The sequence below is a fragment of the Streptomyces xanthophaeus genome, from assembly GCF_000725805.1.
Lineage (GTDB): Bacteria > Actinomycetota > Actinomycetes > Streptomycetales > Streptomycetaceae > Streptomyces > Streptomyces xanthophaeus.
The window spans coordinates 293,540-317,981 of record NZ_KL647134.1 but is presented as its reverse complement, the minus strand read 5'-3'; the positions used below and the strand labels follow the sequence as shown (position 1 = coordinate 317,981).

At 71.2% G+C, this 24,442-nt stretch carries 20 protein-coding genes, 1 tRNA gene and 2 pseudogenes; 20 read left to right on the top strand and 3 right to left on the bottom strand.

The window, feature by feature from the left end:
• Nucleotides 1-95 precede the first annotated feature (95 nt).
• The 14 genes and pseudogenes from IO30_RS0135980 (at nt 96) to IO30_RS0135920 (ending at nt 15,823) form a co-directional block, all read left to right on the top strand.
• The gene (locus IO30_RS0135980) at nt 96-1,757 is read left to right on the top strand and encodes a beta-N-acetylhexosaminidase (protein ID WP_031150221.1); all 1,662 of its coding nucleotides are present in this window, start codon (nt 96-98) and stop codon (nt 1,755-1,757) included.
• A 256-nt stretch (nt 1,758-2,013) separates the two neighbouring features.
• Nucleotides 2,014-2,931 carry an FAD binding domain-containing protein gene (locus IO30_RS0135975; protein ID WP_373316499.1) on the top strand — a complete coding sequence of 306 codons (918 nt, stop codon included), beginning with the start codon at nt 2,014-2,016 and terminating at the stop codon, nt 2,929-2,931.
• The gene (locus IO30_RS47445; protein ID WP_051902805.1) at nt 2,928-5,033 is read left to right on the top strand and encodes a 2Fe-2S iron-sulfur cluster-binding protein; all 2,106 of its coding nucleotides are present in this window, start codon (nt 2,928-2,930) and stop codon (nt 5,031-5,033) included. Before IO30_RS0135975 ends, IO30_RS47445 begins: the two co-directional genes overlap by 4 nt.
• Nucleotides 5,030-7,372, top strand: coding sequence for a xanthine dehydrogenase family protein molybdopterin-binding subunit (locus IO30_RS0135965; RefSeq protein WP_031150215.1), 2,343 nt, complete (start codon nt 5,030-5,032; stop codon nt 7,370-7,372). The genes IO30_RS47445 and IO30_RS0135965 overlap by 4 nt, the downstream gene beginning before the upstream one ends.
• Nucleotides 7,373-7,578: 206 nt before the next feature.
• Nucleotides 7,579-8,031 (top strand): hypothetical protein, encoded by a 453-nt coding sequence (locus IO30_RS0135960; protein ID WP_078904373.1) that lies wholly within the window; start codon nt 7,579-7,581, stop codon nt 8,029-8,031.
• Nucleotides 8,031-9,497, top strand: a complete 1,467-nt coding sequence (locus IO30_RS0135955; RefSeq protein WP_051902804.1) for a WXG100 family type VII secretion target — start codon at nt 8,031-8,033, stop codon at nt 9,495-9,497. Before IO30_RS0135960 ends, IO30_RS0135955 begins: the two co-directional genes overlap by 1 nt.
• A gap of 21 nt (nt 9,498-9,518) precedes the next feature.
• Nucleotides 9,519-10,706, top strand: coding sequence for a type VII secretion-associated serine protease mycosin (gene mycP / locus IO30_RS0135950; RefSeq protein ID WP_031150210.1), 1,188 nt, complete (start codon nt 9,519-9,521; stop codon nt 10,704-10,706).
• Nucleotides 10,707-11,032: 326 nt separating this feature from the next.
• Entirely contained in the window at nt 11,033-11,176 is a 144-nt protein-coding gene (locus IO30_RS47440; RefSeq protein ID WP_237403455.1) for a hypothetical protein, read from the top strand.
• Nucleotides 11,173-11,871 carry a hypothetical protein gene (locus IO30_RS0135935; RefSeq protein WP_031150208.1) on the top strand — a complete coding sequence of 233 codons (699 nt, stop codon included), beginning with the start codon at nt 11,173-11,175 and terminating at the stop codon, nt 11,869-11,871. The genes IO30_RS47440 and IO30_RS0135935 overlap by 4 nt, the downstream gene beginning before the upstream one ends.
• Nucleotides 11,872-12,437: 566 nt before the next feature.
• The gene (locus IO30_RS0135930; protein ID WP_051902803.1) at nt 12,438-13,352 is read left to right on the top strand and encodes a hypothetical protein; all 915 of its coding nucleotides are present in this window, start codon (nt 12,438-12,440) and stop codon (nt 13,350-13,352) included.
• A gap of 26 nt (nt 13,353-13,378) precedes the next feature.
• The gene (locus IO30_RS45755) at nt 13,379-13,915 is read left to right on the top strand and encodes a hypothetical protein (RefSeq protein ID WP_157853446.1); all 537 of its coding nucleotides are present in this window, start codon (nt 13,379-13,381) and stop codon (nt 13,913-13,915) included.
• A 129-nt stretch (nt 13,916-14,044) separates the two neighbouring features.
• A pseudogene (locus IO30_RS47435) lies at nt 14,045-14,185 on the top strand (phosphohydrolase); the annotation flags it as partial.
• A pseudogene (locus IO30_RS41430) lies at nt 14,179-15,135 on the top strand (tyrosine-type recombinase/integrase); the annotation flags it as partial. The pseudogenes IO30_RS47435 and IO30_RS41430, both read left to right, overlap by 7 nt.
• A 94-nt stretch (nt 15,136-15,229) precedes the next feature.
• Entirely contained in the window at nt 15,230-15,823 is a 594-nt protein-coding gene (locus IO30_RS0135920) for a hypothetical protein (RefSeq protein WP_157853445.1), read from the top strand.
• 81 nt (nt 15,824-15,904) lie between these two features.
• On the opposite strand, the gene IO30_RS0135915 is transcribed toward IO30_RS0135920, so the two are convergent.
• Nucleotides 15,905-15,976, bottom strand: a tRNA-Cys gene (locus tag IO30_RS0135915).
• A gap of 181 nt (nt 15,977-16,157) precedes the next feature.
• On the opposite strand from IO30_RS0135915, the gene IO30_RS0135910 reads away from it, so the two are divergent.
• From IO30_RS0135910 to IO30_RS0135895, 4 genes are all read left to right on the top strand, one after another.
• Complete coding sequence (locus tag IO30_RS0135910) at nt 16,158-17,627, top strand: MFS transporter (RefSeq protein ID WP_031150202.1); 1,470 nt, start codon at nt 16,158-16,160, stop codon at nt 17,625-17,627.
• Nucleotides 17,628-17,659: 32 nt separating this feature from the next.
• Nucleotides 17,660-17,857 carry an Arc family DNA-binding protein gene (locus IO30_RS0135905; RefSeq protein ID WP_031150200.1) on the top strand — a complete coding sequence of 66 codons (198 nt, stop codon included), beginning with the start codon at nt 17,660-17,662 and terminating at the stop codon, nt 17,855-17,857.
• Nucleotides 17,854-18,225, top strand: coding sequence for a type II toxin-antitoxin system death-on-curing family toxin (locus IO30_RS0135900; protein ID WP_031150198.1), 372 nt, complete (start codon nt 17,854-17,856; stop codon nt 18,223-18,225). The genes IO30_RS0135905 and IO30_RS0135900 overlap by 4 nt, the downstream gene beginning before the upstream one ends.
• Nucleotides 18,226-18,368: 143 nt before the next feature.
• Complete coding sequence (locus tag IO30_RS0135895; RefSeq protein ID WP_031150196.1) at nt 18,369-20,153, top strand: DEAD/DEAH box helicase; 1,785 nt, start codon at nt 18,369-18,371, stop codon at nt 20,151-20,153.
• A gap of 71 nt (nt 20,154-20,224) precedes the next feature.
• Here the strand turns inward: IO30_RS0135895 and IO30_RS45750 are convergent, their stop codons facing one another.
• A complete protein-coding gene (locus IO30_RS45750) occupies nt 20,225-21,229 on the bottom strand; it encodes a hypothetical protein (RefSeq protein ID WP_031150194.1) in 1,005 nt (334 codons plus the stop codon).
• 375 nt (nt 21,230-21,604) lie between these two features.
• Here IO30_RS45750 and IO30_RS0135885 point away from each other — a divergent pair, with 375 nt between their 5' ends.
• On the top strand, nt 21,605-22,246 hold the full coding sequence (locus IO30_RS0135885) for an IclR family transcriptional regulator (protein WP_031150193.1): 642 nt from the start codon (nt 21,605-21,607) through the stop codon (nt 22,244-22,246).
• Between the two features lie 81 nt (nt 22,247-22,327).
• Nucleotides 22,328-23,125: a S16 family serine protease gene (locus IO30_RS0135880; RefSeq protein ID WP_031150191.1), complete on the top strand. Its 798-nt coding sequence runs from the start codon at nt 22,328-22,330 to the stop codon at nt 23,123-23,125.
• Here IO30_RS0135880 and IO30_RS0135875 read toward each other — a convergent pair.
• Nucleotides 23,055-24,442: MFS transporter (locus IO30_RS0135875; RefSeq protein ID WP_157853448.1), on the bottom strand; the 1,388-nt coding region annotated here is incomplete at its 5' end. The genes IO30_RS0135880 and IO30_RS0135875 overlap by 71 nt on opposite strands.

The window sequence follows — 24,442 nt, the reverse complement described above, 5'->3', positions numbered from 1 at the left end:
CCAGGGGGCCTTCGGCGTACTAGGGTCTGGGCGAGAAGCGCTCTGTGGAACGGACGTTGCGCAGGGCGCAACAGGCTACTGCGAAGGGCTGACGCATGGACCTGATCCCCGCACCCCGGGCCGCCGTCTTCCATGAGGACGGACTCCGCTTCCACTTCGGGCCCGAGCCGCTGCTCGACGCCGGTCCCGGTACGGAGGGCGCCGCGCGCCGCCTGCGCCACGAACTCGGCGCCGCCACCGGCTGGAGCCTGCCGCCCGCCGGGCCGGACGGGGCCGCGGACATCCGGCTCCGCCTGGACCCGGGGCTGGGGCGGGCGCCGGGCCCGGGCCCGGGGCCGGACTCCGGTGCGGAGGCGTACACCGTCACCGTCGACGCCGCGGGCGCCGTGCTGACCGGCGCGAGCGGGGCCGGGCTGTACTGGGCCGTGCAGACGCTCCGTCAGCTGCTGGGCCCGGCCGTCTACCGCAGGGCCCCGCTCCCCGGGAGCGCCTGGAACCTGCCGTACGCGGACATCGCCGACGCCCCCCGCTTCGGATGGCGCGGCATGCTGCTCGACGTGGCCCGGCACTTCATGCCCAAGGACACGGTGCTGCGCTACATCGACCTGCTCGCCGCGCACAAGCTCAACGTGCTGCACCTGCACCTGACGGACGACCAGGGCTGGCGGATCGAGATCAGGCGCTACCCGCGGCTCACCGAGGTCGGCTCGTGGCGGGCGCGCAGCCGCTGGGGCCACCGCGACTCGCCGCTGTGGAGCGAGACCCCGCACGGCGGCTTCTACACCCAGGACGACATCCGCGAGATCGTCGCGTACGCCGCCGAGCGGCACGTGCGGGTGGTTCCCGAGATCGACCTGCCGGGCCATTCGCAGGCCGCGATCGCCGCGTACCCGGAGCTCGGGAACACCGACGTGGTCGACACCCCGGCCCTGCGCGTGTGGGACGACTGGGGGATCAACGAGAACGTGCTCGCCCCCACCGAGGCCGTGCTGCGGTTCTACGAGGGGGTCTTCGAGGAGGTCCTGGAGCTGTTCCCCGCCGAGGTCTCGCCCTTCGTGCACGTGGGCGGCGACGAGTGCCCCAAGGGCCAGTGGCGGGCCTCCCCGGCGGCGCAGGCGCGGATCCGCGAGCTGGGCGTGGACGACGAGGACGGGCTCCAGTCCTGGTTCATCCGGCACTTCGACGGCTGGCTCGCCGCCCGAGGGCGCCGCCTCATCGGCTGGGACGAGATCCTGGAGGGCGGACTCGCGCCCGGGGCCACCGTGTCCTCCTGGCGCGGGTACGCGGGCGGCGTCGCCGCGGCCGAGGCCGGGCACGACGTGGTCATGTGCCCGGACCAGCACGTGTACCTGGACTACCGTCAGGCGGACGGCCCCGACGAGCCGATGCCCATCGCGTACGTGCGCACGCTGGAGGACGTCTACCGCTTCGAGCCGGTGCCGCCGAAGCTCTCGCAGCAGGCGGCCGCCCGCGTGCTCGGCGCCCAGGCCAACGTCTGGACCGAGGTGATGGAGAGCCAGGACCGCGTCGACTACCAGACGTTCCCGCGGCTCGCGGCCTTCGCCGAGGTGGTGTGGTCACCGCAGCAGGCCCCCGGGGAACGCGACTTCGCGGCCTTCGAGGCGCGGATGACGGCCCACTACGCCAGGCTGGACGCCCTCGGGGTCCGCTACCGGCCGCCGGGCGGCCCGCTGCCGTGGCAGCTGAGGCCCGGAGTGCCCGGCCGCCCGAAAGAGGGAACGCCGCCGGACGCCTGATGAAGGGAACCGGAACTCTTCCTAGATTTCCGGCTATACGGGGAAAAACGGGCGATCGGTGTGAGGTGCGCACACGGGACGGCCGGGCAGCGGCGGGGGTGCCGGGGGCCGGAGCGGCGGAGGGGGCGCCCGGCCGACCCTCGCGCCGGGAGGTGCGGAAGATGTGCCAGAGTTGCCACGTCCCGGCGGTGAGGACGTACCGTACGGCGGACAGGCGCGAGCGCCGGAACCGGGACATCGGGAAGGGGCAGCTGGGTTGACCACGCACGCACCGCACGCACTGCACGCACCGGACTCACCTCAGGGACCCCAGGGGCCGCAGGCGGCGCACTCCGTGACGCTGCCGGTCTCGCTCGACGAGGCCGTGGCGGCGCTCACCGCCATGCCCGCCGCCGTGCCCGTCGCCGGCGGCACCGACCTGATGGCCGCCGTCAACGCAGGGCTGCTGCGGCCCGCCGCCCTGGTGGGTCTGGGCCGGATCAACGAGATCCGCGGCTGGCAGTACCAGGACGGGCACGCCCTCCTCGGTGCGGGCCTCACCCACGCACGGATGGGACGGCCGGATTTCGCCGCTCTGATCCCCGCGCTCGCGGCCGCCGCGCGCGCCGCCGGCCCCCCGCAGATCCGCAACGCCGGAACCCTCGGCGGGAACATCGCCACCGCCGCGCCGACCGGCGACGCGCTGCCCGTGCTGGCCGCGCTCGAAGCCGTCCTCGTGATCGTCGGCCCGGGCGGGCAGCGGGAGATCCCGGTGTCCTACCTGCTGGCCGGCCGCGACATGCTGCGCCCCGGCGAACTGATCGGCTTCGTCCGGGTGCCGCTGCTGCACGCCCCGCAGGTGTTCCTGAAGGCCACGGGACGTACGGGTCCCGGGCGCGCGGTCGCGTCCGTGGGGCTCGTACTTGACCCCGCGCGCCGGGGCGTGCGGTGTGCGATCGGTGCGGTCGCCCCCATGCCGCTGCGGCCGCTGGAGGCCGAGCAGTGGGTGGCCTCGCTGATCGACTGGGACGGGGAGCGGAGCCTGGCCCCCGAGGCGCTGGAGGCCTTCGGCGACTACGTCGCGGCCGCCTGCGTGCCCGACCAGGGGGACCCGGTGGCCCCCGGCGTACTGCATCTGCGGCGGACGGTGGCCGTACTGGCACGAAGGGCCCTGGGGAGGGCACTGAGCTCATGAGCGAGAACGAGAACGGGTACGTGGGCGGAGCGACGGGGAGTCCGGACGGCACGGGTCCGGCGGGTCCGACGGGATCCGACTGGGGCTGGGAGCCGGTGCCGCACGGCGGCGAGTACGACTCCGACGCGACGGCCTTCGTGAAGCTGCCCCAGGACATGCTGGACGCGCTGGACACCGGTGAACCGCTCGCGGCCCCCGGGCACGGCTACGTGCCGCCGCCGATGATCGTGCCGCTCGGCTCCGCCACCACGGACCCGGCCACGGGCACCTGGACGATCCCCGTCCAGTGGCCCGAGGCGGGCGCGGCCGGGCAGGAACAGGCCCCTGCCCCGGGCCCGTCCTCCGTCGGCGGACCGATCCCGGCGTCCGTGCCGATCCCGGCCTCGGTGGCCGCGGCCTTCGCCGAGCAGCGCCAGGCCGCAGCGGCCCCGGCGGAGCCCGCCGCGGCCGAAGCGGACCACGACCCGGGCGAGACGGCGGAATGGCGCTTCCCCGAGGCGGCGCACGAGCCCGGGCCCGAGACCGGCACGACGACCGGCCAGTGGGCCCTGCCGGAACTGTCCGGACAGCCGGAGGAATTCCCGCAGAACGGCTACGCGGCCGACTGGAGCCAGGCCCCGGCGACCCTGCCCGGCGGCGCCGCGGCCCCCTGGGCCGACCACCCCGACTTCGACGGCGCCCGCGGCTACGCGGCGCCCCGGCCCGGCGCCGACCAGGGCACCCTTCATGGCCTCCTCCCGGGCACCGACGAGGCGGCGGCATCGGCCGCCGCGGCGGCGGCCGCCTCCGCGGGCGCGGCCTCCGGACGGCTGTTCGGCGGACCCGGGGTCGGCTCCCGCGGGCACGGGCCGCGCGTGCTGGGCGGCCCCGGCGTGGGCACCCCGCTCCCGGAGGGCGAGCCGGCGCACCCGGCGCCGCACGACATCGAGGCCGCGCACGGCCCGGCGGGCACGCCGGTCGCCGGGGAGCGGCCGCACCCGGGGGAGCCCGCTGCGGCCGCGGGGCACGTGGGGCACGTGGGGCACGTGGGGCATGCAGGGCACCACGAGCACCACGAGTCGGTCGGGCACCATGAGTCCGCCGCGTCCGCCGGGGGCTTCGACCCCTTCGGCACGGCCGGTGCCGCGGCGGCCGACCCCGCCGGGCCCGCGGGCCCCGGGGACACCGACGGCCACGGCTTCACGGCCTTCGGCCACGCTCCCGAGCACACCCCCGGACAGGCCGCGCCCGAGGAGGCCCCGGCCGCGGAGGCCGCGCACGGCCCCGCGGACGGGCACGGGCACGGGCCTGCGGAGGGTCACGGGCACGGCCACGAGGCCGGGTCCGGGACCGGGACCGGGACCGGCGAGGCCGCCCCCGAGCCCCAGGACACCACGGCCGCGCCCACGCGGGACGAGGACACCGCCGATCTCGCTGTGGCACCTCCGCTCGCCGGTACCGCCGAAGGTCTCCCGCCCGAGGAGCCGACGTACGAAGAAACGACGGCCGCCGCACCCGACGAGCACCCGCAGGCCTCCTACGTCCTGCGCGTCAACGGCGCCGACCGCCCCGTCACCAGCGCCTGGATCGGCGAGTCCCTCCTCTACGTGCTGCGCGAACGCCTCGGCCTCGCCGGCGCCAAGGACGGCTGCTCGCAGGGCGAATGCGGCGCCTGCGCCGTGCAGGTCGACGGCCGGCTCGTCGCCTCCTGCCTGGTCCCGGCCGCGACGGCCGCGGGCAGTGAGGTCCGCACCGTCGAAGGTCTCGCGACCGACGGGGAACTCTCGGACGTGCAGCAGGCGTTGTGCAGGTCGGGTGCGGTGCAGTGCGGGTTCTGCGTACCCGGCATGGCCATGACCATCCACGACCTGCTGGAAGGCAACCACGCCCCCAGCGAGCTGGAGACCCGGCAGGCCCTGTGCGGCAACCTCTGCCGCTGCTCCGGCTACGCGGGGGTCATCGACGCCGTGCGCGACGTCGTGGCCGAGCGCGAGGCCACGGCATCCGGGGCGGCGGGCACGGCACCGGCCGACCCCACGGCCCCGCAGGGCTCCCCGGAGCCGCGCATCCCGCACCAGGCAGCGCCCGGCGAGGGCGGCATCCACCACGGAGGCACGGCGTGAGCGGGCAGGACGCGGCGACGGCGACGACCGCACTGAACAACACGGTGACCGCCCTGGCGGCGACCGAGGACGGCGACCGGCAGCAGGCACCGCGCGGCATCGGGGCCTCCGTCCCGGCCGCCGACACCCGGGCCAAGACCGAGGGCACCTTCCCCTACGCCGCCGACCTGTGGGCCGAAGGCCTGCTGTGGGCCGCCGTCCTGCGCTCCCCGCACGCCCACGCCCGCATCCTGTCCGTCGACACCTCGGCCGCCGCCGAGATGCCCGGCGTCCGCGCGGTCGTCACCCACGCCGACGTCCCCGGGGCCACGACGCACGGCCGCCGCATCGCCGACCGGCCGGTGTTCGCCCACGACGTCGTGCGCCACCACGGCGAACCCATCGCCGCCGTCGCCGCCGACCACCCCGACACGGCGCGGCTCGCCGCGGCCGCCATCGCCGTCGAGTACGAGCTCCTCGACCCGGTCACCGACCCCGAGCAGTCCTTCGGCGCCCCCGCCCTGCACCCCGACGGCAACCTGATCCGGCACATCCCGCTGCGCTACGGCGACCCCGAGGCGACCGGCGAGGTCGTCGTCGAGGGCCTCTACCGCATCGGCCGCCAGGACCCCGCCCCGATCGGCGCCGAGGCCGGACTGGCCGTACCGCGGCCCGACGGCGGCGTCGAGCTGTACACGGCCTCCACCGACCCGCACACCGACCGCGACCTGGCGGCGGCCTGCTTCGGCCTGGAGCCGGACCGCGTCCGCGTCGTCGTCACCGGGGTCCCCGGCGCGACCGCCGACCGCGAGGACGCCGCCTTCCAGCTGCCGCTGGGCCTGCTGGCCCTGCGCACGGGCTGCCCCGTCAAGCTGGTCGCCACCCGCGAGGAGTCCTTCCTCGGCCACACCCACCGCCACCCGACCATGCTGCGCTACCGCCACCACGCGGACGCGGAGGGCCGGCTGGTCAAGGTCGAGGCGCAGATCCTGATGGACGCGGGCGCGTACGCCGACGCGTCCTCCGAGTCGCTGGCGGCCGCGGTGGCCTTCGCCTGCGGCCCGTACGTCGTCCCGCACGCCTTCGTGGAGGGCTGGGCGGTACGCACCAACAACCCGCCGTCGGGCCACGTCCGGGGCGAGGGCGCGATGCAGGTGTGCGCCGCGTACGAGGGCCAGATGGACAAGCTCGCGGCCGCCCTCGGCATCGACGGCGCCGAGCTGCGCATGCGCAACGTCCTGGCGACGGGCGACCTCCTGCCCACCGGCCAGACCGTGACCTGCCCCGCCCCCGTGGCGGAACTGCTGCGCGCGGTACGCGATTTCGAGCTGCCCGCGCTGCCGAAGGACACCCCCGAGGACGAGTGGCTGCTGCCGGGCGGACCGGAGGGCGCGGGGGAGCCGGGTGCGGTGCGGCGCGGCGTCGGCTACGGGGTCGGCATGGTCCACATGCTCGGCGCCGAGGGCACCGACGAGGTGTCGACGGCGACGGTCAAGGTCGTGGGCGGCACGGCGACGGTGATCTGCGCCGCGGTCGACACCGGCCAGGGCTTCGCCACGCTCGCCCGCCAGATCGTCCAGGAGACGCTGGGCGTCGACGAGGTCGTGATGGCCCCGGTCGACACCGACCAGCCGCCGGCGGGCGCCTCCGCGCACGGCCGGCACACGTGGGTGTCGGGCGGCGCCGTGGAGCGGGCGGCGAAGATGGTGCGCACCCAGCTCCTCCAGCCGATGGCGCACAAACTGGGCATGTCCACCGAGCTGTTGCAGATCACGGACGGCCGGATCACCTCGTACGACGGGGCGTTCACCACGACGGTCGCCGAGGCCCTGGAGGGCAAGGAGCTCTGGGCGACGGCCCAGTGCCGCCCCCACCCGACGGAACCCCTGGACGGGGACGGCCAGGGCGACGCCTTCGTGGGCCTCGCCTTCTGCGCGATCCGCGCGGTGGTGGACGTGGACATCGAGCTGGGCTCCGTACGGGTGGTGGAGCTGGCGGTGGCCCAGGACGTCGGCCGGATCCTCAACCCCCGTCAGCTGGCGGCCCGTATCGAGGCGGGCGTCACCCAGGGCGTGGGCGCGGCCCTCTCGGAGAACCTCCGTACGGTCTCCGGCTTGGTCCGCCACCCCGACCTCACCGGCTACACGCTGCCGACCTCGCTGGACGCCCCGGCGGTCCGCATCGTCAAACTGGTCGAGGAGCGGGACGTGGTGGCCCCCTTCGGCGCCAAGGCGGCGAGCGCCGTCCCGGTCGTGACGGCCCCGGCCGCGGTGGCCTCGGCGGTGCGCGCGGCGACGGGCCGGCCGGTCAACAGGCTCCCCATCAGGCCTTCGGCCGCGGTGTCGGTTCCCAACTCTTGACCGTGTGACCCGCATTGCACGTGCAACCCCGGGCTTGGGAGTGTCGGCGCCGGTCGCTAGAGTGATCGGTAGGACCGGTCACGCGTGCGTGCACACGGTTGCGAACGGGGACGGGGAGCGGCGGAGACGCCGCTCCTACGGGGAGACGGGGAGTCGGGGAGGCCATCGTGGCAGAGGACAACGGGCCGGCAGCTTTTCTGGGTGGCGTGTCAGGCAGCATGGCGGCGTCGATCAGGGCGCAGGCGGCTGCGCTGACGATCGAGTACGAATCGCTGAAGGACTACAAGACCCTGGTGGACGAACTCCTGTCGTCACTGGAGAAGTCCCCGGCGGACCCCGGCAAGCTGGCCGACGGCACGCTGCCGAAGGGCGCACTGGGCCAGAACTTCACGGAAGCCGAGGCGCTCTACACGTCGTACAAGACGGTCCACTCGGAGCTGCACAAGCTGTCGAAGGGCCTGGCGACCCAGATCGAGGGCCTGGGCATCGCGATCCTGACGGCGGGCAAGGGCTACGCCGGCGTGGACGAGGAGGCGCGGCAGCGGATGGCTGCCATCGCCAAGCAGGCCCACGATCAGTACGTCCGGGACCGTGACCCGTACGCGAAGCAGGACGACAGCCCGAAGGCCGACGGTAAGAACAAGGGCGGTGTGGTCTGATGACGAAGTTCGAGGGAATGTCGCATGCAGAACTGCACGCGATGATCGCTGCGATCGACCCGGAAGTGGTGCGGACGCGCGGCACTCAGCTCACCGATGCTGCGGCAGCGATCAAGACGATCGGCGCCGCCCTCAAGAAGCACAAGGTCAAGGGCTGGGAAGGCGAAGCGGCCCGCGCCTTCGAGGAGTGGGTGAACCAGATGGGCAGCGCCACTCTGGTGCTGGCCGACTACAGTGCCGCGGCGGGCAAGCAGATGACCGAAACCGCCCAGATCATGTACCAGGTCAAGCCCGACCCCGCAGGCCAGAAGGGGGACATGCCCCCGTACAACGCCGCCGCCGACGCCGCGACCAAGGCCGAACTCCAGACGCCGCGCGGCATGGACGCACTGGCGAAGCTGAACGCGGAGCACGGCAGGGCCGTGGACGCGATGAACAAGCTGGCCGGCCGGTACAGCGAGTCGTCCACGGTGATGGACAACTCCAAGGTTCCTACATTCCCGCCGCCGCCGGCGGTGCTGGTTCCTGACTCGGCGAACCCGTACGAGGACGTGGCGCGGGATGGCGGCGGAAGTGGCGGTGGAACCGCCTCCAGCAGGGCTATGGGTGACGTTTCCTCTCCGTCAGTGAGTCGTGGAGACTCGGACGATCCGGGGCGGACGCTTGGACGCCAGCCTCAGCCGGACAACACGCTTCCGTCGACGACGGTGCCCACGCCGACGCCTCTGCCCGGTCTTCCGGACCGGGAGGTCGGCGTGGACATCGACAGCGTCATCGCGCCTCCGAATCCGACCCTGCCCCCGACCACCGGTCTCCCTACGGGCCCGTCGCCGGTCGGTCCGGGCCCTGCGCTCCCCGTCGGGCTTCCTCCGGCCATGCCGCTGCCGCCGATCACCGGCATGCAGCGGCCGGTTGGTCCCGGTCCCGTCGGCCTGGGTCCGATCCCGGGTCTGCCCGGTCAGGGTGGATCAGGTGGCAAGTTCGTCGGTCCCATGGGTCTGCCTCCGCGTGACAGCGGGATCATGGGCGGCAGGCCGGTGACGCCCAACGGCCCCGGCGCGGGCATTCCGCGCGGCACTGTCATCGGTGCGGAAGGCCACCAGCAGACGGGCCGCCCCGTCGGCGGCGGCGGCATGGGTCACGGGATCGGCGGCGGGCACGGCGTTCAGGGTGGTTCCCCGGTGGGCCGTCGCCTGGCCACGGAGCCGGGCGGCGTCGCAGGCGGGCGCCAGGCCGGGACCGCGGGCGGTCGCCCGGTGACGGGCGGACAGCCCTTCACCCAGGGAGGCTCGGGTCTCGTCCGGAACGGCGGCGCGGGAGCGGGTGCCATGGGCCATGCGGGCGCAGGCACGCGCACGCCGGGTCAGCGCCGTGACGAGCAGGGGGGCGAACGCCCCGACTACCTGGCCGAGGACGAAGAGACCTGGCAGAGCAACCGTCGTGTTGTCCCGCCTGTGATCGACTGAGCAGAACGGACGTTGCACGGGATGCGCATGCGCAAGGCGACCTCGGCCCTGGTGGGTCTTCTGTTGGCCGGGGTCGCCGCGACCCCGGCCCACGCAGACACCGTTCGGTCCAAGCAGTGGCATCTCGATGCCATGAAGGCCGATGACATCTGGAAGACCAGCACCGGCAAGGGAATCACCGTTGCGGTGATCGATACCGGTGTCAATCGCATCCCGGAGCTTCAGGGGCAGGTTCTCCCTGGAGCGGTCTTCCCGTCCGGAGACGCCGAGGGAGACAAGGACAACGACTACGCGGGTCATGGCACCGGCATGGCCGCAGTGATCGCTGGCACCGGAAAGCACCCAAGCGGTGATGGCGGTTACGGACTTGCGCCAGGCGCCAAGATCCTCCCGATTCGAGTGCCAGACATGTTGGAAGAGGGATCGACCCCGGCTTGGGTGGCAGCCATCCGATATGCCGCAGACTCGGACGCAAAGATCATCAATATTTCCAAAGGCAGGTCCGGGAAGCCGGAGGACGATAGGGAACGCGCCGAAGCCGTGAAGTACGCGGTCTCGAAAGGCAAGTTGATCTTTGCCGCTGCCGGCAACTCCGGTAACTCGACAAATGGGATGGAGTACCCGGCCGCGACGCCTGGAGTGGTAGGCGTTGGCTCAGTGGATGCCAATGGCGAGCCCCTCAGCGACTCGCAGCATGGCCCGCAGGTCGACCTGTCGGCGCCCGGCAAGGACATTGTCACCGCCTGCACGGGCAAGACGGGGATCTGTACCGGCACGGGTACGAGCTCGGCCTCCGCCCTCGCCTCCGCCTCCGCCGCCCTGCTCTGGTCCGCGCATCCCGACTGGACCAACAACCAGGTCCTGCGGGTCCTGTTGAACACCGCCGGGAAGCCCGTCGACGGGTCCGAGCGCAATGACTTCGTCGGCTACGGCGTCGTCCGGCCCCGTGTGGCCGTGCCCAACCCCGGTGATCCCGGCCCCGCGGACGTGTTCCCGTTGCCCGACCTCGCCGCGGCCGACGCCGCCAAGTCCCCGTCCGCCTCACCGGAGGGCAAGACCCCGGCCTCCGGTACGCCCGCGCCGGCCGGGGCGAAGGCCGAGGCGAAGGAGGACGGTAGCCCGCTCCTGTGGATCGGCCTCGGCCTGGGAGCCTGCCTGCTGATCGGTGGCGCCGTCACCGCAGTCGTCGTACGGCGCTCCAACCGCTGAACTGACCCGACCGGTCCATCCGTCCTGACCTGACACAGGAGAGCACGCGATGTCGTTCGACGAGGAATGGCCGGCGGCGCGCGCCTCCGCCGCCGCCCAGGTGTCCATGCGACTCAACCGCGAGCGGGGACGGCGGCGGTGATCTCGAACTGAACCAGGACCACGTCGGCGCCGGCGGTACCGAGGCGTTCAAGCTCCACTCCCGGCTGCAGACGGACGGTAAGCACGCCGCCACCGCGACCGCCGACGCCGCGGGCGCGCTCAGCAAGGAGGGCTTCGCCACCGGGGCCGCCCTGCTCAAGGTCAACGAGCTCTGGGAGAGCCAGGTGAAGACCCTCGTGGCCGCCTGCGTGAACGTCTCCAACGGCCCGAACTACTCACTCCGTTCCCACGCCAAGGACGAGCAGCGCCTTGAGGCGGACCTGGCCCGGCAGCAGGGTCACGAGGCGCAGACGAAGGGCGTGCAGTGAACCCGGGCGGCGGGCGGCGCCGCCCGGCGGGTGCGGCGCTCGTCCTGGTGGTGCTCGTCGTCACCTCCACGGCGTGCTCCGCCGGGAAGCCCGAGGTGTCGGCCTCGCCCAGTGCATCGCCGGTCTACAGCGCTGACCGGATCTGTGCCGGGCTCTTCCCCGGTGAGGGGGGCAAGGCGCTGGAGCGCGTACTCGGATCCACGCAGTTCAAGGTGCGGGACGAGGAGGACAATCCGGATGTCCAGGCTGCTGCACAACAGCTGGAGGACGCCTACCGGGCTGGTGCGGCCATCAGGGACATGTCTCACCCGCGGTGCGAGGTCGCGGCCCAGCCGGGGAAGCCCCACGTCCGAAGGCTGATCGTGGACTTCGTGCCTCTGAGCCGGCACATCCAGATGTCGGAGGACTTCCTGGGCCCGGACGACAAGGGGGTGCGGGTCTCCGCCGGGGTCAAGCACGTCTCGCTCGGCTTCGACTGCGTCAGCTCCCGTGCGGCATCCACGGAGGAGATCCCGCTGCGCATCGGCGTCCAGCTCACCGAGCAGGGGACGAGGAAGGGCGACGCCGTGCTCGCGCAGGACTACCGCGCGATCACCCACGGCGCGGCGCTGGCTGTGGCCGAGGAGCTGGGGTGTGTGAACGACGGCGGGCTGCCCGCGCGGGCGGCTGGTCTGCCGGAGCGCGACGCCGGCTGAGCCGCCGCGTCGGCCTGCCGCCGTCCGGGCATGGCGAAGGCCGCCCAGGGGAGCGCCAGCCCCTGAGCGGCCCGCCGCGAAGCCGTGGCGGGAATTGAACCCGCGTAACTCGCTTTGCAGGTTTGTCTTGGCTGGTCAGGGGGTGATACGTCGACGTTCACTACCGTTCACCCCCGTGCGGTCGCTGGCGTGGAGAAACTGGACGGACATGCTTGGACAGCCGCGTACGCCTGTGAACGAGACGGAAACTGAGACGGGTGGTGAGGCTAGGGGGGCCACGACACCGAACCTGGTGCTCCGTGGTTGCTCCGACGGGGTCAGCGAGCTCGATGCGCACGCCCCCCAGGGGGCGAGGAGACGTCACGTCGATCTCGGTCGAGCGGGGTCGACCGCCACGTCGCCTTCTACTGAGAGTCCAGCCTGTGGCACTCGGTGTTCAGGACCAAAGGGGGCGAGGTGGTGTCTGTCTGCCGGATTCCGCTTAAACCCTGTCAGGAACCGCTGGATGCGGCACTATATGTGATCAGAGCCGAGCTGGGTCGGCTTGCCAGCCTGGGAGGTTCCTGATGCCATCGTTCCAGTTCTGCTTGTACGAGGTGTCGGTTCGCCAATTCATGAAGAAGGATACGCGCCGGATGGTTGCGGAGTTCAACCCGCGGCGACATGACTTGTTTAAAATCCTCCATGGCTTCATGAATGACAAGCTAGGAGTCAAGGGTGTTTCTCTCCAGAAGAGTGAGCACTACATTCGGCTCAAGAAAATTGAAGATGAGTCGCGGGTTCTGTGGTCAACCGTTGAAACTGGGAAGTTTGGTAACCCGGGGATCGTCGTAGCGACGGACACTGGAGACAATGCTTTCGATATCAAATCCACCGATGCTCCGACCTATCCTCTGAGGCAATGCTTTATTGTTCCGCGATCGGGTGAGTCTGCTATCTGGGCAACCGAAGTGATCGGGCAATCTACAGCCATCACGTCACTCTGGACGCCATTTAGTGATTGGTTTAAAGAGGAATACGATTCGGATCGACTCGTTGTTGACAGGGAGCCCCTTCAGAGCACTAGCGCCTGGAACGCTTTCATTCAGGAATCCGCACTACAGGAGATCAATTTTCTTGTGCGTGTGCAGGATTCGGATGGAGCGGTCGGGGTCCGTACGCAGGAGTACAGGGCGAAGAGCGGTCGCGGTACGCGCCTTAGGAAGGAGTGGCTTGAAAGGGCTCTCGCGCGCGATCTCCCGCCGTCAGCCGTGTTCACCGCCACGGGCATCCCTGACCCGGACGAGGTGCACCTCAGTATTGAGCGGGACGGGAAGAGTCGAACCATCGTCGTGGGTAGGGACTTCCCTCGGTTCATGTATCAGATTGAAACTCCAGACGGAGTTCGTCCTGATGACGCCACATTCCAGCGGGAGGTGTTGTCAGAGGTAGGTGCTTCACTTGATCTCATGGGGGTCAGCCGCGGCGATTGGCAGGCGTGACCTGAGGCTGCGTGGGCGGAGGTCCTATGAGTGCTAAGTGGAGCATCACTAAGATCGGTTCTGCTCACTTCAAGACGTACTGGGATGCCAAGAAAGATCGCGCAATGACATCCGACTATGTGACGTTCGTTGGAGGTCCCGCGCTACTCGCTGTTTTCGCAGGTGTCATGACCCATCTGGGTCATTTTCACGTTCGGGACGTATCGAAATTGATTGGTGGAATTGGTGTCTTCACAGGGCTTCTTTTTGGGCTTCTGACGAACGTGTTTACGCTCAGCTTGCGTGTTCGTCGGGATGAAGGGCTGGATCCTGAACATGCTGTCGTTAAGCAAGTGCGTGAGCTCTTCTTCAATGTTTCTTGGGCGGTTGTAGTCGGGTGCAGCCTAGTGATCGCATTAGTCTTGGCTGCTGCTACTCACTCAAGTACATCGACCCTTGGGTCGCTTTGGACTGGTCTACTGTCCTTCCTTTTCCTGCACCTCATGTTCACGATCTTTATGGCGCTCAAGAGGCTTTGGTATGCGCATGAAGCCGTTGCCAAGCTTCCGGCGAAGCAGAAGTAGATGACCGCCTGGCAATTTTCCACAGAGCACAGATCTTGGATGCCATCCGTGACGAGGGCGTGGCGGCACCGATCTGCGGTAGCGCAGGGCCGAGCAGGATGCTGCCGGGGGCGGGCGTGGCACCCTTGGCACTCCTGCGCGGTCTTGGAGGCTGAGGAGCGAGGGCTTCGGCAGGAGTTGGAGAGCGAGTTCAAGCTGGAGCGCCCCGAGCTCGTGGACGTGCTGCTGTTCTGCGACATGACGACGACGCCGGACGGGCTCCACACCTCATCCCCGGACTTGGAGCGCACCGTCTCGACAGGCTCAAGCCTGAGCATATCGAGATCTTCTACGCGAAGATGCAGGCCAACGGCAGCAAGCCCGCGACCGCTCACCAGGTACACCGCACCTTCCGCACCGCACTCAACGAGGCCGTACGCCGCGGCTACCTCGGCAAGAACCCCGTCCAGTTGGCCAAGGCTCCGAAGACGGGCGACTACGAGGCGGAGCCCTACACAGTCAAAGAGGTGCAGCGGCTCCTGAAGGCCTCTGGTCGGCAGCGGAATTCGGCACGCTGGGCCGTCGCGCTCGCCCTCGGGCTGCGTCAGGGGGAGGCGCTGGCCCTGAAGTGGGAGGACGTAGACCTGGAGGGTGGGTTCCTCGTGGTCCGTCGGAGTCGCCGCCGGCCGCAGTACGCGCACGGCTGCAGCGACCCCTGCGGACGGGAAGGCTGGGTACTGCCCGGAGAGGCGGCGCAGCAACCCGGAGACCTCCGTCACCAAGTCGCGTGCCGGCCGTCGCGCGGTCGGTCTCCCGGAGCAGCTTGTCGACCTGCTGCGAGCCCACCGCAAGGTCCAGGATGAGGAGCGACGGGCCGTTGGGAAGCGCTGGGTAGAAGGGGACTGGGTGTTCCCCAACGAGCACGGGCGCAGCCCTTCCCACCGGAGGGACGGGCCGAGTGGAAGGCATTGCTGGTGGAGGCGAAGGTGCGAGACGGGCGGCTGCACGACGCGCGCCACACCGCCGCCACGGTGCTGCTCATCCTCGGCGTACCCGAGCGGGCCGTCATGGGCCTCATTGGGTGGTCGACCACGGCCATGGCCGCGCGATACCAGCACATGGTGGACGCGGTGCGGACCGATGTGGCACGGCAGGTCGACGGGCTGATCTGGAAGCCCGCGGCTGACCGGCCGGACGACGATGAGGATGGAGACGCTGGGAAGTCTCTGCCAGCTGGCTAGGGCGGCTACGGGCCACAGTTCCGCGGAAGGAGAGGTACGGCCCATCCTGCCGAATCCCGTCCTGTCCGGTCTCTAGTCGCGACATCCTGCCCCTATGGACGAAGGACTTGTGGCGATAGTGACGGCGGGCGTCGGCCTGGTCGGGGGGCTTGGCGGCGCAGCCATGGGCGGACTGGCTGCGGTCCGCGGAGCGCGTATGGGAGCGGAGACCACAGCACGCGCGACGCTCGAACAGGCGCGGGCCCAGGAGCGTGCTCAACACGATCATTGGCTGAGGGACGAGAGGAAACGCGCGGCGGTCCTCATGCTTGAGGCATACGACAGGTTCACCATTGCGGCATCCAACGTGACGCGCATGTTCGATCTAGAGATTGAGGCATCCCCTGACGTCTGGGACGCCTATGCCACGAGCATGAACGAGATTCGGAGGGCCTATTTCCCCCTGCGGCTCGTCGGCCCCGCTCGGGTGCATCAGGCGGCCCGTGTGCTCTGGCAGTTGATCGAGGAGTACAACGAAGGGATTAAGGAGTGGGCCGACGGCATCGTGACTGCTACGGACGAAACCAGGGTGGGGTGGCAGGCGCGCGAGGAACAACAAAGGCCTGCACTCGGACGGGCACACAGCGACCTGATCGATGCTGTGAGCGAGTCATTGCAGGGAAATGACTCCGCCCCACGGCCCAACTGAGACGGAGACTGAGACGGATGACCGAGAGGGCGGCACCCTTCTGGGGTACTGCCCTCTCGTTTCGCCTGTTCAAGGCAGTAGAAGCCGTGGCGGGAATTGAACCCGCGTAACTCGCTTTGCAGGCGAGCCCCTCAACCACTCGGGCACACGGCTGTGTGGTGGTGATGTGTAAGACCGTACGAGGGGCCGCGCGGCGGGGGAAGGGATCCGCGGGGGCCGCAACACGACTGCCATGCCCCGTTCACAGTCCGGCGGGGCCTAGGTCCCGGGACCGAGAACGGGATCGGTCGAAATGACAGGGTCGAGACCGAGCTACGCACCTTACTCTGGGGCGATGAGCGCCCTTGAACGCCGCGTGCCCGAGAAGACCGCAGCGGCCCCGCCGACCCCGCAGCCCAGCGGCATCCTCGCCCCGGCGTACCGGACGCTCAGCATCGGGATCATCTCCGTCGTCTTCCTGATCGCCTTCGAGGCCACCGCCGTCGGTACGGCCATGCCCGTGGCCGCCCGGGAGCTCCAGGGGATCGGGCTCTACGCCTTCGCCTTCTCCGCCTACTTCACCACCAGCCTCTTCGGCATGGTCCTGTCCGGGCAGTGGGCCGACCGGCAGGGGCCGCTGCGGCCCCTGACCACCGGGATCGCCGCCTTCGCCGCCGGGCTGGTGTTCTCGGGGACCGCCGCCACGATGTGGGTGTTCGTCCTCGGCCGGGCCGTCCAGGGCTTCGGCGGCGGGCTGGTGATCGTCGCCCTGTACGTGGTCGTCAGCCGGGCCTACGAGGAGCAGCTGCGCCCCGCGATCATGGCGGCCTTCGCCGCGAGCTGGGTGGTGCCGTCGATCGTCGGACCGCTGGCCGCCGGGACCGTCACCGAGCACCTCGGCTGGCGGTGGGTGTTCCTCGGGATACCCGCGCTGGTCGTCGTCCCGCTCGTCGTCGCGCTGCCGGCGATACGCCGCACCGCCTCCGGGCCCGTGGGCGGGGAGCCCGTGGCCTTCGACCGGCGGCGGATCCGGCTGGCCCTCGGCATCTCGGCCGGGGCGGGCCTGCTCCAGTACGCCGCCCAGGACCTGCGCTGGCTCTCGCTGCTGCCGGGCATCGCGGGCGCGGCCCTGCTGGTACCGGCCGTGCTGGGGCTGCTGCCGCGCGGGACCTACCTGGCGCGGCGCGGGCTGCCGTCGGTGGTGCTGCTGCGCGGGGTGGCCGCCGGGTCGTTCATCGCGGCGGAGAGCTTCGTACCGCTCATGCTGGTCACGCAGCGGGGGCTGAGCCCGACGATGGCCGGGTTCTCGCTCGCGCTGGGCGGGCTGACCTGGGCCGGGGGCTCGTGGGTGCAGTCGAAGGGGCGGATGGCGCCGTACCGGGAGCGGCTGATGGTCCTCGGGATGGTGATGGTGGCCGTCGCGATCGCCGCGGCCCCGGCGGTGCTGATCGAGTCGGTGCCGGTGTGGACGCTGGCGCTGGCGTGGGCGCTGGGGTGCCTGGGGATGGGTCTCGTCATCGGCTCGACGAGCGTGCTGCTGCTGAAGCTGTCCGCTCCGGCGGAGGCCGGGGCGAACTCGGCGGCGCTGCAGATCTCGGACGCGCTGGCCAACGTGGTGCTGCTGGCGGCGGGCGGAGCCGCCTTCGCGGCGCTGGGCGGAGGCGCGGTGGGCGCGGGCCACGCGCTCACGGACGGGGCGGGGGCCTCGCACCCGGCCGCGTTCGTGGTCGTCTTCCTGCCGATGGCGGCCGTGGCCCTGGTGGGGGCCTGGGTCGCGACCAGGCTGGATGCGCCACCGTCGACCCAGGTCGCGGAAAGCAGCTGACACTACGCGGTACCACGCGGTACCGTTGGTTCATGGCTGGTCTCAACGTCAGGTTCACCGAAGAAGAGCTGGACGCCCTGCGCGCGCGCGCCGAGGCGGAGGGTCGCAGCATGCAGTCATTCGCGCACGAGGCGGTGATCAGGGCCATAAACGAACACTCCCGGCTGTTCAACGAGGCGGCCGAGCATGTCCTGAAGGTCAGCGGCGAGCTGAACCGGAGGCTTGCGTGACCCACTACCTGACCCTGCCCGAGGTGCTGAACCTCGCGGAGCGGCTCAGGACCAGCGAGGTACGCGACTACGGGCTGCTCGACTCGGCGCTGGCGCGCCCCCAGTCGAGCGTGTTCGGTCAGGACGCCTACCCGGACATCTGGGAGAAGGCTGCCGCCCTGATGGAATCACTCGCCCGCAACCACGGGCTGGTGGACGGCAACAAGCGGATCGCCTGGTACGCGACCTGGGTTTTCCTGCACATGAACGGCCACCCACTGGACGCTGCCTTCGACGTGGACGAGGCCGAGCGCTTCGTGCTGGACGTGTGCCAGGGGGCGCTGGACGTGCCCAAGATCGCAGCGCAGCTGCCGAAGTTCGCCCGCTGACCCCCGGCGGGCGCCCCGGACTGTGACCCTCGCCGCACCCGCCGAGGTCACGGGCCTGTCCCTCGATGAGGGGCGGGCCCGTGCCGGTAAGGTGGCCCGGTTGTCCTACGTACGACCGCCACCGAGAGCCCGAACCGGAGACCGTGACTACTACCGCCTCCCACCACCTCTCACCTGCCTTCCCCGGCCGTGCCCCCTGGGGTACCGCCAGCAAGCTGCGCGCCTGGCAGCAGGGAGCGCTGGACCGCTACATCGAGACCCAGCCGCGGGACTTCCTCGCGGTCGCGACGCCCGGCGCCGGCAAGACCACCTTCGCGCTGACCCTGGCCTCCTGGCTGCTGCACCACCACGTGGTGCAGCAGGTGACCGTCGTCGCCCCCACCGAGCACCTGAAGAAGCAGTGGGCGGACGCGGCGGCCCGGATAGGAATCCGGCTGGACCCCGAGTACTCGGCGGGGCCGCTCAGCAAGGACTACCACGGGGTCGCCGTCACCTACGCCGGTGTCGGCGTGCGCCCGATGCTGCACCGCAACCGCTGCGAGCAGCGCAAGACCCTCGTCATCCTCGACGAGATCCACCACGCCGGTGACTCCAAGTCCTGGGGCGAGGCCTGCCTGGAGGCCTTCGACCCGGCGACCCGGCGCCTGGCCCTGACCGGTACGCCCTTCCGGTCGGACACCAATCCCATCCCCTTCGTGGCGTACGAGGAGGGGAACGACGGCATCCGCAGGTCGTCCGCCGACTACACCTACGGCTACGGCAACGCGCTGGGCGACGGCGTCGTGCGGCCCGTCATCTTCCTCTCCTACAGCGGCAACATGCGCTGGCGCACCAAGGCGGGCGACGAGATCGCGGCGCGCCTCGGCGAGCCGATGACCAAGGACGCCATCTCGCAGGCCTGGCGCACCGCGCTGGACGCCCGCGGCGACTGGATGCCGAACGTGCTGCGCGCCGCCGACCAGCGGCTGACCGAGGTCAGGAAGGGCATCCCGGACGCGGGCGGCCTGGTCATCGCCTCCGACCAGGACTCGGCGCGCGCGTACGCCAAGCTGATCCGCGAGATCACGGGCACCAAGGCGACCGTCGTGCTGTCCGACGACACCGGTGCGTCGAAGCGGATCGACGACTTCAGCGCGAACGAGGACCGCTGGATGGTCGCGGTCCGCATGGTGTCCGAGGGCGTCGACGTGCCGAGGCTCGCGGTCGGCGTGTACGCGACGACGATCTCCACGCCGCTGTTCTTCGCCCAGGCCGTCGGTCGCTTCGTGCGATCGCGCAGGCGCGGCGAGACCGCGTCCGTGTTCCTTCCGACCATTCCCTACCTCCTCGGCTTCGCCAACGAGATGGAGGTCGAACGCGACCACGTCCTCGACAAGCCGAAGAAGCAGGGCGAGGAGGATCCGTACGCCGAGTCCGAGAAGGAGATGGACGAGGCGAACAAACTGGAGGACGAGGACACCGGCGAGGACGAGCAGATGTCCTTCGAGGCGCTCGAATCCGACGCGGTGTTCGACCGGGTCCTCTACGACGGCGCCGAGTTCGGCATGCAGGCGCACCCGGGCAGCGAGGAGGAGCAGGACTACCTCGGCATCCCCGGGCTGCTGGAGCCGGACCAGGTGCAGATGCTGCTGCAGAAGCGCCAGTCGCGGCAGATCGCGCACAGCAGGCGCAAGCCCGACGCCGAGGCGGACCTGCTGGAGCTGCCCGCGGACCGGCGGCCGGTGGTCTCGCACAAGGAGCTGCTGGAGCTGCGCAAGTCGCTGAACACGATGGTGGGCGCCTACGTCCACCAGAGCGGCAAGCCGCACGGAGTGATCCACACCGAGCTGCGCCGGGTCTGCGGCGGGCCGCCGAGCGCGGAGGCGACGGCGGGACAGCTGCGCGAGCGGATCAAGAAGGTCCAGGAGTGGGCCACGCGGATGCGGTGAGGTCCCACAGAATGCGCAACGGGGTCCGTGCGGATGTTCGCACGGACCCCGTTCGCATGTGTTCCCGAGGGTTACGCGGTCGGGCGGCGGCGACGGCCGGTGCCGGCGACCAGGGCGGCGCCCATGGCCAGGGCCACACCGCCGGCGCCGAGCGCCCAGGTGGTGGCCGCGTCGCTGCCGGTCTCGGCGAGCTGGCCGGCGGTGTTGGCGGTGGTGCCGGTACCGGTGCCGGAGCCCGTGCCCGGGGTGGTCACGTGGCCGACCTGCTCGACGGGCTTGGAGCCGCCGTTGGGCTTGGTGCTGTTGCCACCCTTGACGATCTTCGACTCGGTCCAGACGGTGTCGGACCAGACGTTCTCGTCCACGTTGCTGCCACCGGCAGCCGCGATGGCGATCTCGCCCGTGGGGGCGCCCGCGCTGAACTTGATGCGGACCTGGAGGTCGAGGGAGCCCTTGGGGATCTGCAGGTCGTCCGTCAGCAGCGCGACGGGGGTGCCGCCGTCGTCGATGATGTCGACGTTGTGCCAGGCGCCACCGAAGAAGACCTGGACCTGGACGTCGTTCTTGTCCAGCTCGAGGGACTCGTTGGCGACGGCCAGCACCAGGACGTAGCTCTCCTGGGCCTTGCCGGTGGTGTTGTCGATGGAGACCTGGAACTGGGTCCAGTCGCCGCCGGTCTTGAAGGTGGCCGGGATGCCGCCCAGGCCGAGCTTCGGGCCGGTGGCGACCCAGTCCTCGTCCTCGCCCAGGTTCTCGTCAGCCTCCGAGACCGGCGGGACGGCCGGGGCCGGCGCGGGGGCCGGGGTGTCGGCGACGGGCGGCAGGACCGGGGCCGGGGCGACGGGCGGGACGACCGGGGCCGGAGCCTCGGCGGCCGGCTGCTCGGCGGCGGGGGCCTCCGCTGCCGGGGCCTCCTTCGCAGGGGCCTCGGCGGGAGCCGCGTCGTCCTTGGGGGCGGTGTCCGGCGTCGAGACGGCCGGGTTCTGGGCCTCGTCGGCCATCGCCGGGGTGGCCATCAGGACCGTCGGACCGACGACGGCGGCGGCGGCCACGACGGCCAGGCGCTTGAAGTTCATGAGTGCTGGGTTTCCCTCCGTGCGGCCTTGGGCGCGCGGAAGCACGTCCCCCCCAGGGCCAACCGAATATCGTTTTGAACATGCTCAGAGTAATGGGGTTGTAAAGGAGTCGTGTGGAAAAGAGGTCACGAATTGACACCGGTGTCGGTCATTAACCGGCATAAACGGGTAGCAGGCGCCCGGATTCTGGACGAGCCCTTCCGCTCAGCGAACCCGCTCGCTACTGTCCCCGCATCGAACGCACCGTGGCAGCGCCGCCGCGGGAGCGCAGCCGGTGCCATGGCCGCTACCGGCGGCCTCTCCGTGCGCCGCCGCGGGACCGGCGGCGCGCCACCCCGAGAGTCACCGCCGCCCACGGAAAGAGGGAGAGGCGTCGTGACCGCGGAAACCTCCCAGACTCTCGACAGAGGGCTCAGAGTCCTCAAACTGCTCGCCGACACCGACCACGGTCTGACCGTCACCGAGCTCTCCAACCGCCTCGGTGTGAACCGCACCGTGGTCTACCGGCTCCTCGCCACCCTCGAACAGCACGCCCTGGTCCGCCGTGACCTCGGCGGGCGGGCCCGGGTCGGGCTCGGGGTGCTCAGACTGGGCCGGCAGGTCCACCCGCTCGTACGCGAGGCCGCCCTGCCCGCGCTGCGGTCCCTCGCCGAGGACATAGGGGCCACCGCGCACCTGACCCTCGTCGACGGCACCGAGGCGCTCGCCGTGGCCGTGGTGGAGCCGACCTGGACGGACTACCACGTGGCCTACCGGGCCGGTTTCCGCCACGCGCTGGACCGCGGGGCCGCCGGGCGGGCCATCCTGGCCGCCCGTCAGGGCTCCCTCATCGAGCCGGGCTACACCCTCACCCACGGAGAGCTCGAAGCGGGCGCCAGTGGCGCCGCCGCGCCGCTCGTCGGCATCACCGGGCTGGAGGGCAGCGTCGGCGTCGTGATGCTGGCCGACGCCGTGCCGGAACGGGTCGGACCGCGGGTGGTCGACGCGGCGCGCGAGGTCGCGGACGCGCTCCGCTGACCGCGGGCCCCGGCACTCCCGCCGGGGCGCCGGGCCACGCCGGGCCCCGGGGCCGGGGGCGCGGACCGATAGATTGACCGGGTGCTCTCACGCCTCACACGTCTGCCGCGTCCCGCCGCCCTGGCCCTCTGCGCCGTGCCCGTGCTCGGCCTGTTCGCCGCCGCGGCCTTCGCGCCGCTGCCCTTCGTGCTGGCCCAGCCGGGCCTCACGGCCGACGTGCTCGGCGCGCGGGACGGCAAGAACGTGATCAGCGTCACCGGTGCCCCCGTCCGTGAGACCAAGGGCCGGCTCCTCATGACGACCATCCAGGCCCCGGGCCCCTCCGAGGAGGTGGACCTGGGTCAGCTCGTCGACAGCTGGTTCCGGGCCGACCGGGCGGTCATGCCCAAGGAGGCCATCTACCCCTCCGGACGAACCACCGAGGAGACCGAGGAACACAACCTGGAGGAAATGGCCAAGTCGCAGTCGACCGCGGCCGAGGCCGCACTCGGCTTCCTCCACAAGGACCCCAAGGACGTGAAGGTCGACCTCAACCTGGCCGACGTCGGAGGTCCGAGCGCCGGCCTCCTCTTCTCCCTCGGCATCGTCGACAAGCTCGACGGCGACGGCAGCGGCGGCGAACTCACCGGCGGACGCACCATCGCCGGTACGGGGACCATCAGCCCGGACGGCACCGTCGGCGCGGTCGGCGGCGTGGCCCTCAAGACACAGGCCGCACACCGCGACGGGGCGAGCGTGTTCCTCGTACCGAAGGCGGAGTGCTCGGACGCGCAGTCCGAGCTCCCCGCAGGGCTGAAGCTGGTCCCCGTCACTTCGCTGTCGGGTGCCGTGGACGCGCTGCGCGCCCTGAACCGGGGAGAGCCCGTCCCGGCCTGCTGACCCGGTCGCGGTCCATGCCCCGCCAGGCCGGGAAGACCAGCGCCGCGAGCGTGGTCAGCAGGTACGCGCCGCCGAACAGCAGCAGCGCCTTCGCGACCCCGAACCCGTCGACGAGCAGACCCGCGGCGAGCCCGCCCAGCGGCATCGTCAGCTCGCAGCCCGCCGTGGCCACGCCGGACACGCGGCTGCGCAGCTCCTCGGGGACCTGCTCGTAGGTGAGGGTGGTCAGGATCGGGTTGAGCATGCCCGCGCCCAAGCCGGCCAGTGCCATCGTCACCGCGAGCGGCAGGGTGGTGTCGGTGAGGGCGGCCACCACGTAGCGGGTCGCCCCCGAGACCAGGAAGGCCGCCGTGAACACCGCCCGGCGCGGGAACCGCTCGCCCCAGGCCCCGTAGAAGAGGGCGCCGAGCAGGGCGGAGCCGCCGAAGAGGGAGATCATCAGGCCGAGCGAGGTGGCCCCGCCGAGGTTCTCGCGGCCGTGCACGGGCAGCAGCACCGAGGACCAGCCCTGGTCGAGACCGTTGGTCATCATCACCATGACGGTGACGCCGAGCAGCAGCCGGGCGCGGGTCAGGAAGAGCCAGCCTTCGGCGAGTTCGGCCCGGTACGAGGCGAAGGAGACCTTCCCGCGGCCGCGCCGGGGTTCGGCGGCCGGGACCCCGCGCAGGAAGGCCGTCACCAGCAGCGCCGAGGCCGCGAAGGTGGCCGCGTCCAGCAGCAGGACGGTCTCGGCGCCGAAGGCGGCGATCAGCAGGCCCGACAGCGCCGCCCCGACCATCCGGGCCCCGCGCGAGACCGCGTCGTAGAGACCGGCGGCCCGGGTGACGGTGGTGCCCGCGTGGGCGGCGAGGTCCGGCAGCAGGACGCTACGGGCGGTGAGCCCCGGGGTGTGCACGAGGCCGCCGACGGCCATCAGCGCGCACAGCATCCAGAACTCCAGCAGCCCCGCGTGGTGCAGCAGCGGGATCGCGCCGACCGAGACCGCGCAGACCAGGTCGGAGGCCGCGGAGACCCGGCGGCGGCCGATCCGGTCGATGACGGGCCCGCCGACGAGTGCGGCGACGACCACGGGCAGGGTGGCGCAGAAGGCGACGACCCCGGCCCGGCCGGCGCTGCCCGTGGTCTGCAGGACGAACCAGGGGACCCCGATGAGGGTGAGCGAACTACCGGCTATGGAGATCGCGTTGGCGGCCAGGACCGCGGCGAAGGGCCGTCGGCTCATGTCGCGTACTGCCCGGTGCGGTCGTGCCGTCGGTCGTGCGGCCGGTCGTACGGGCGGGCGGGCATGGCAGGACTCCTTCTGTGCGGCGGGCGGGG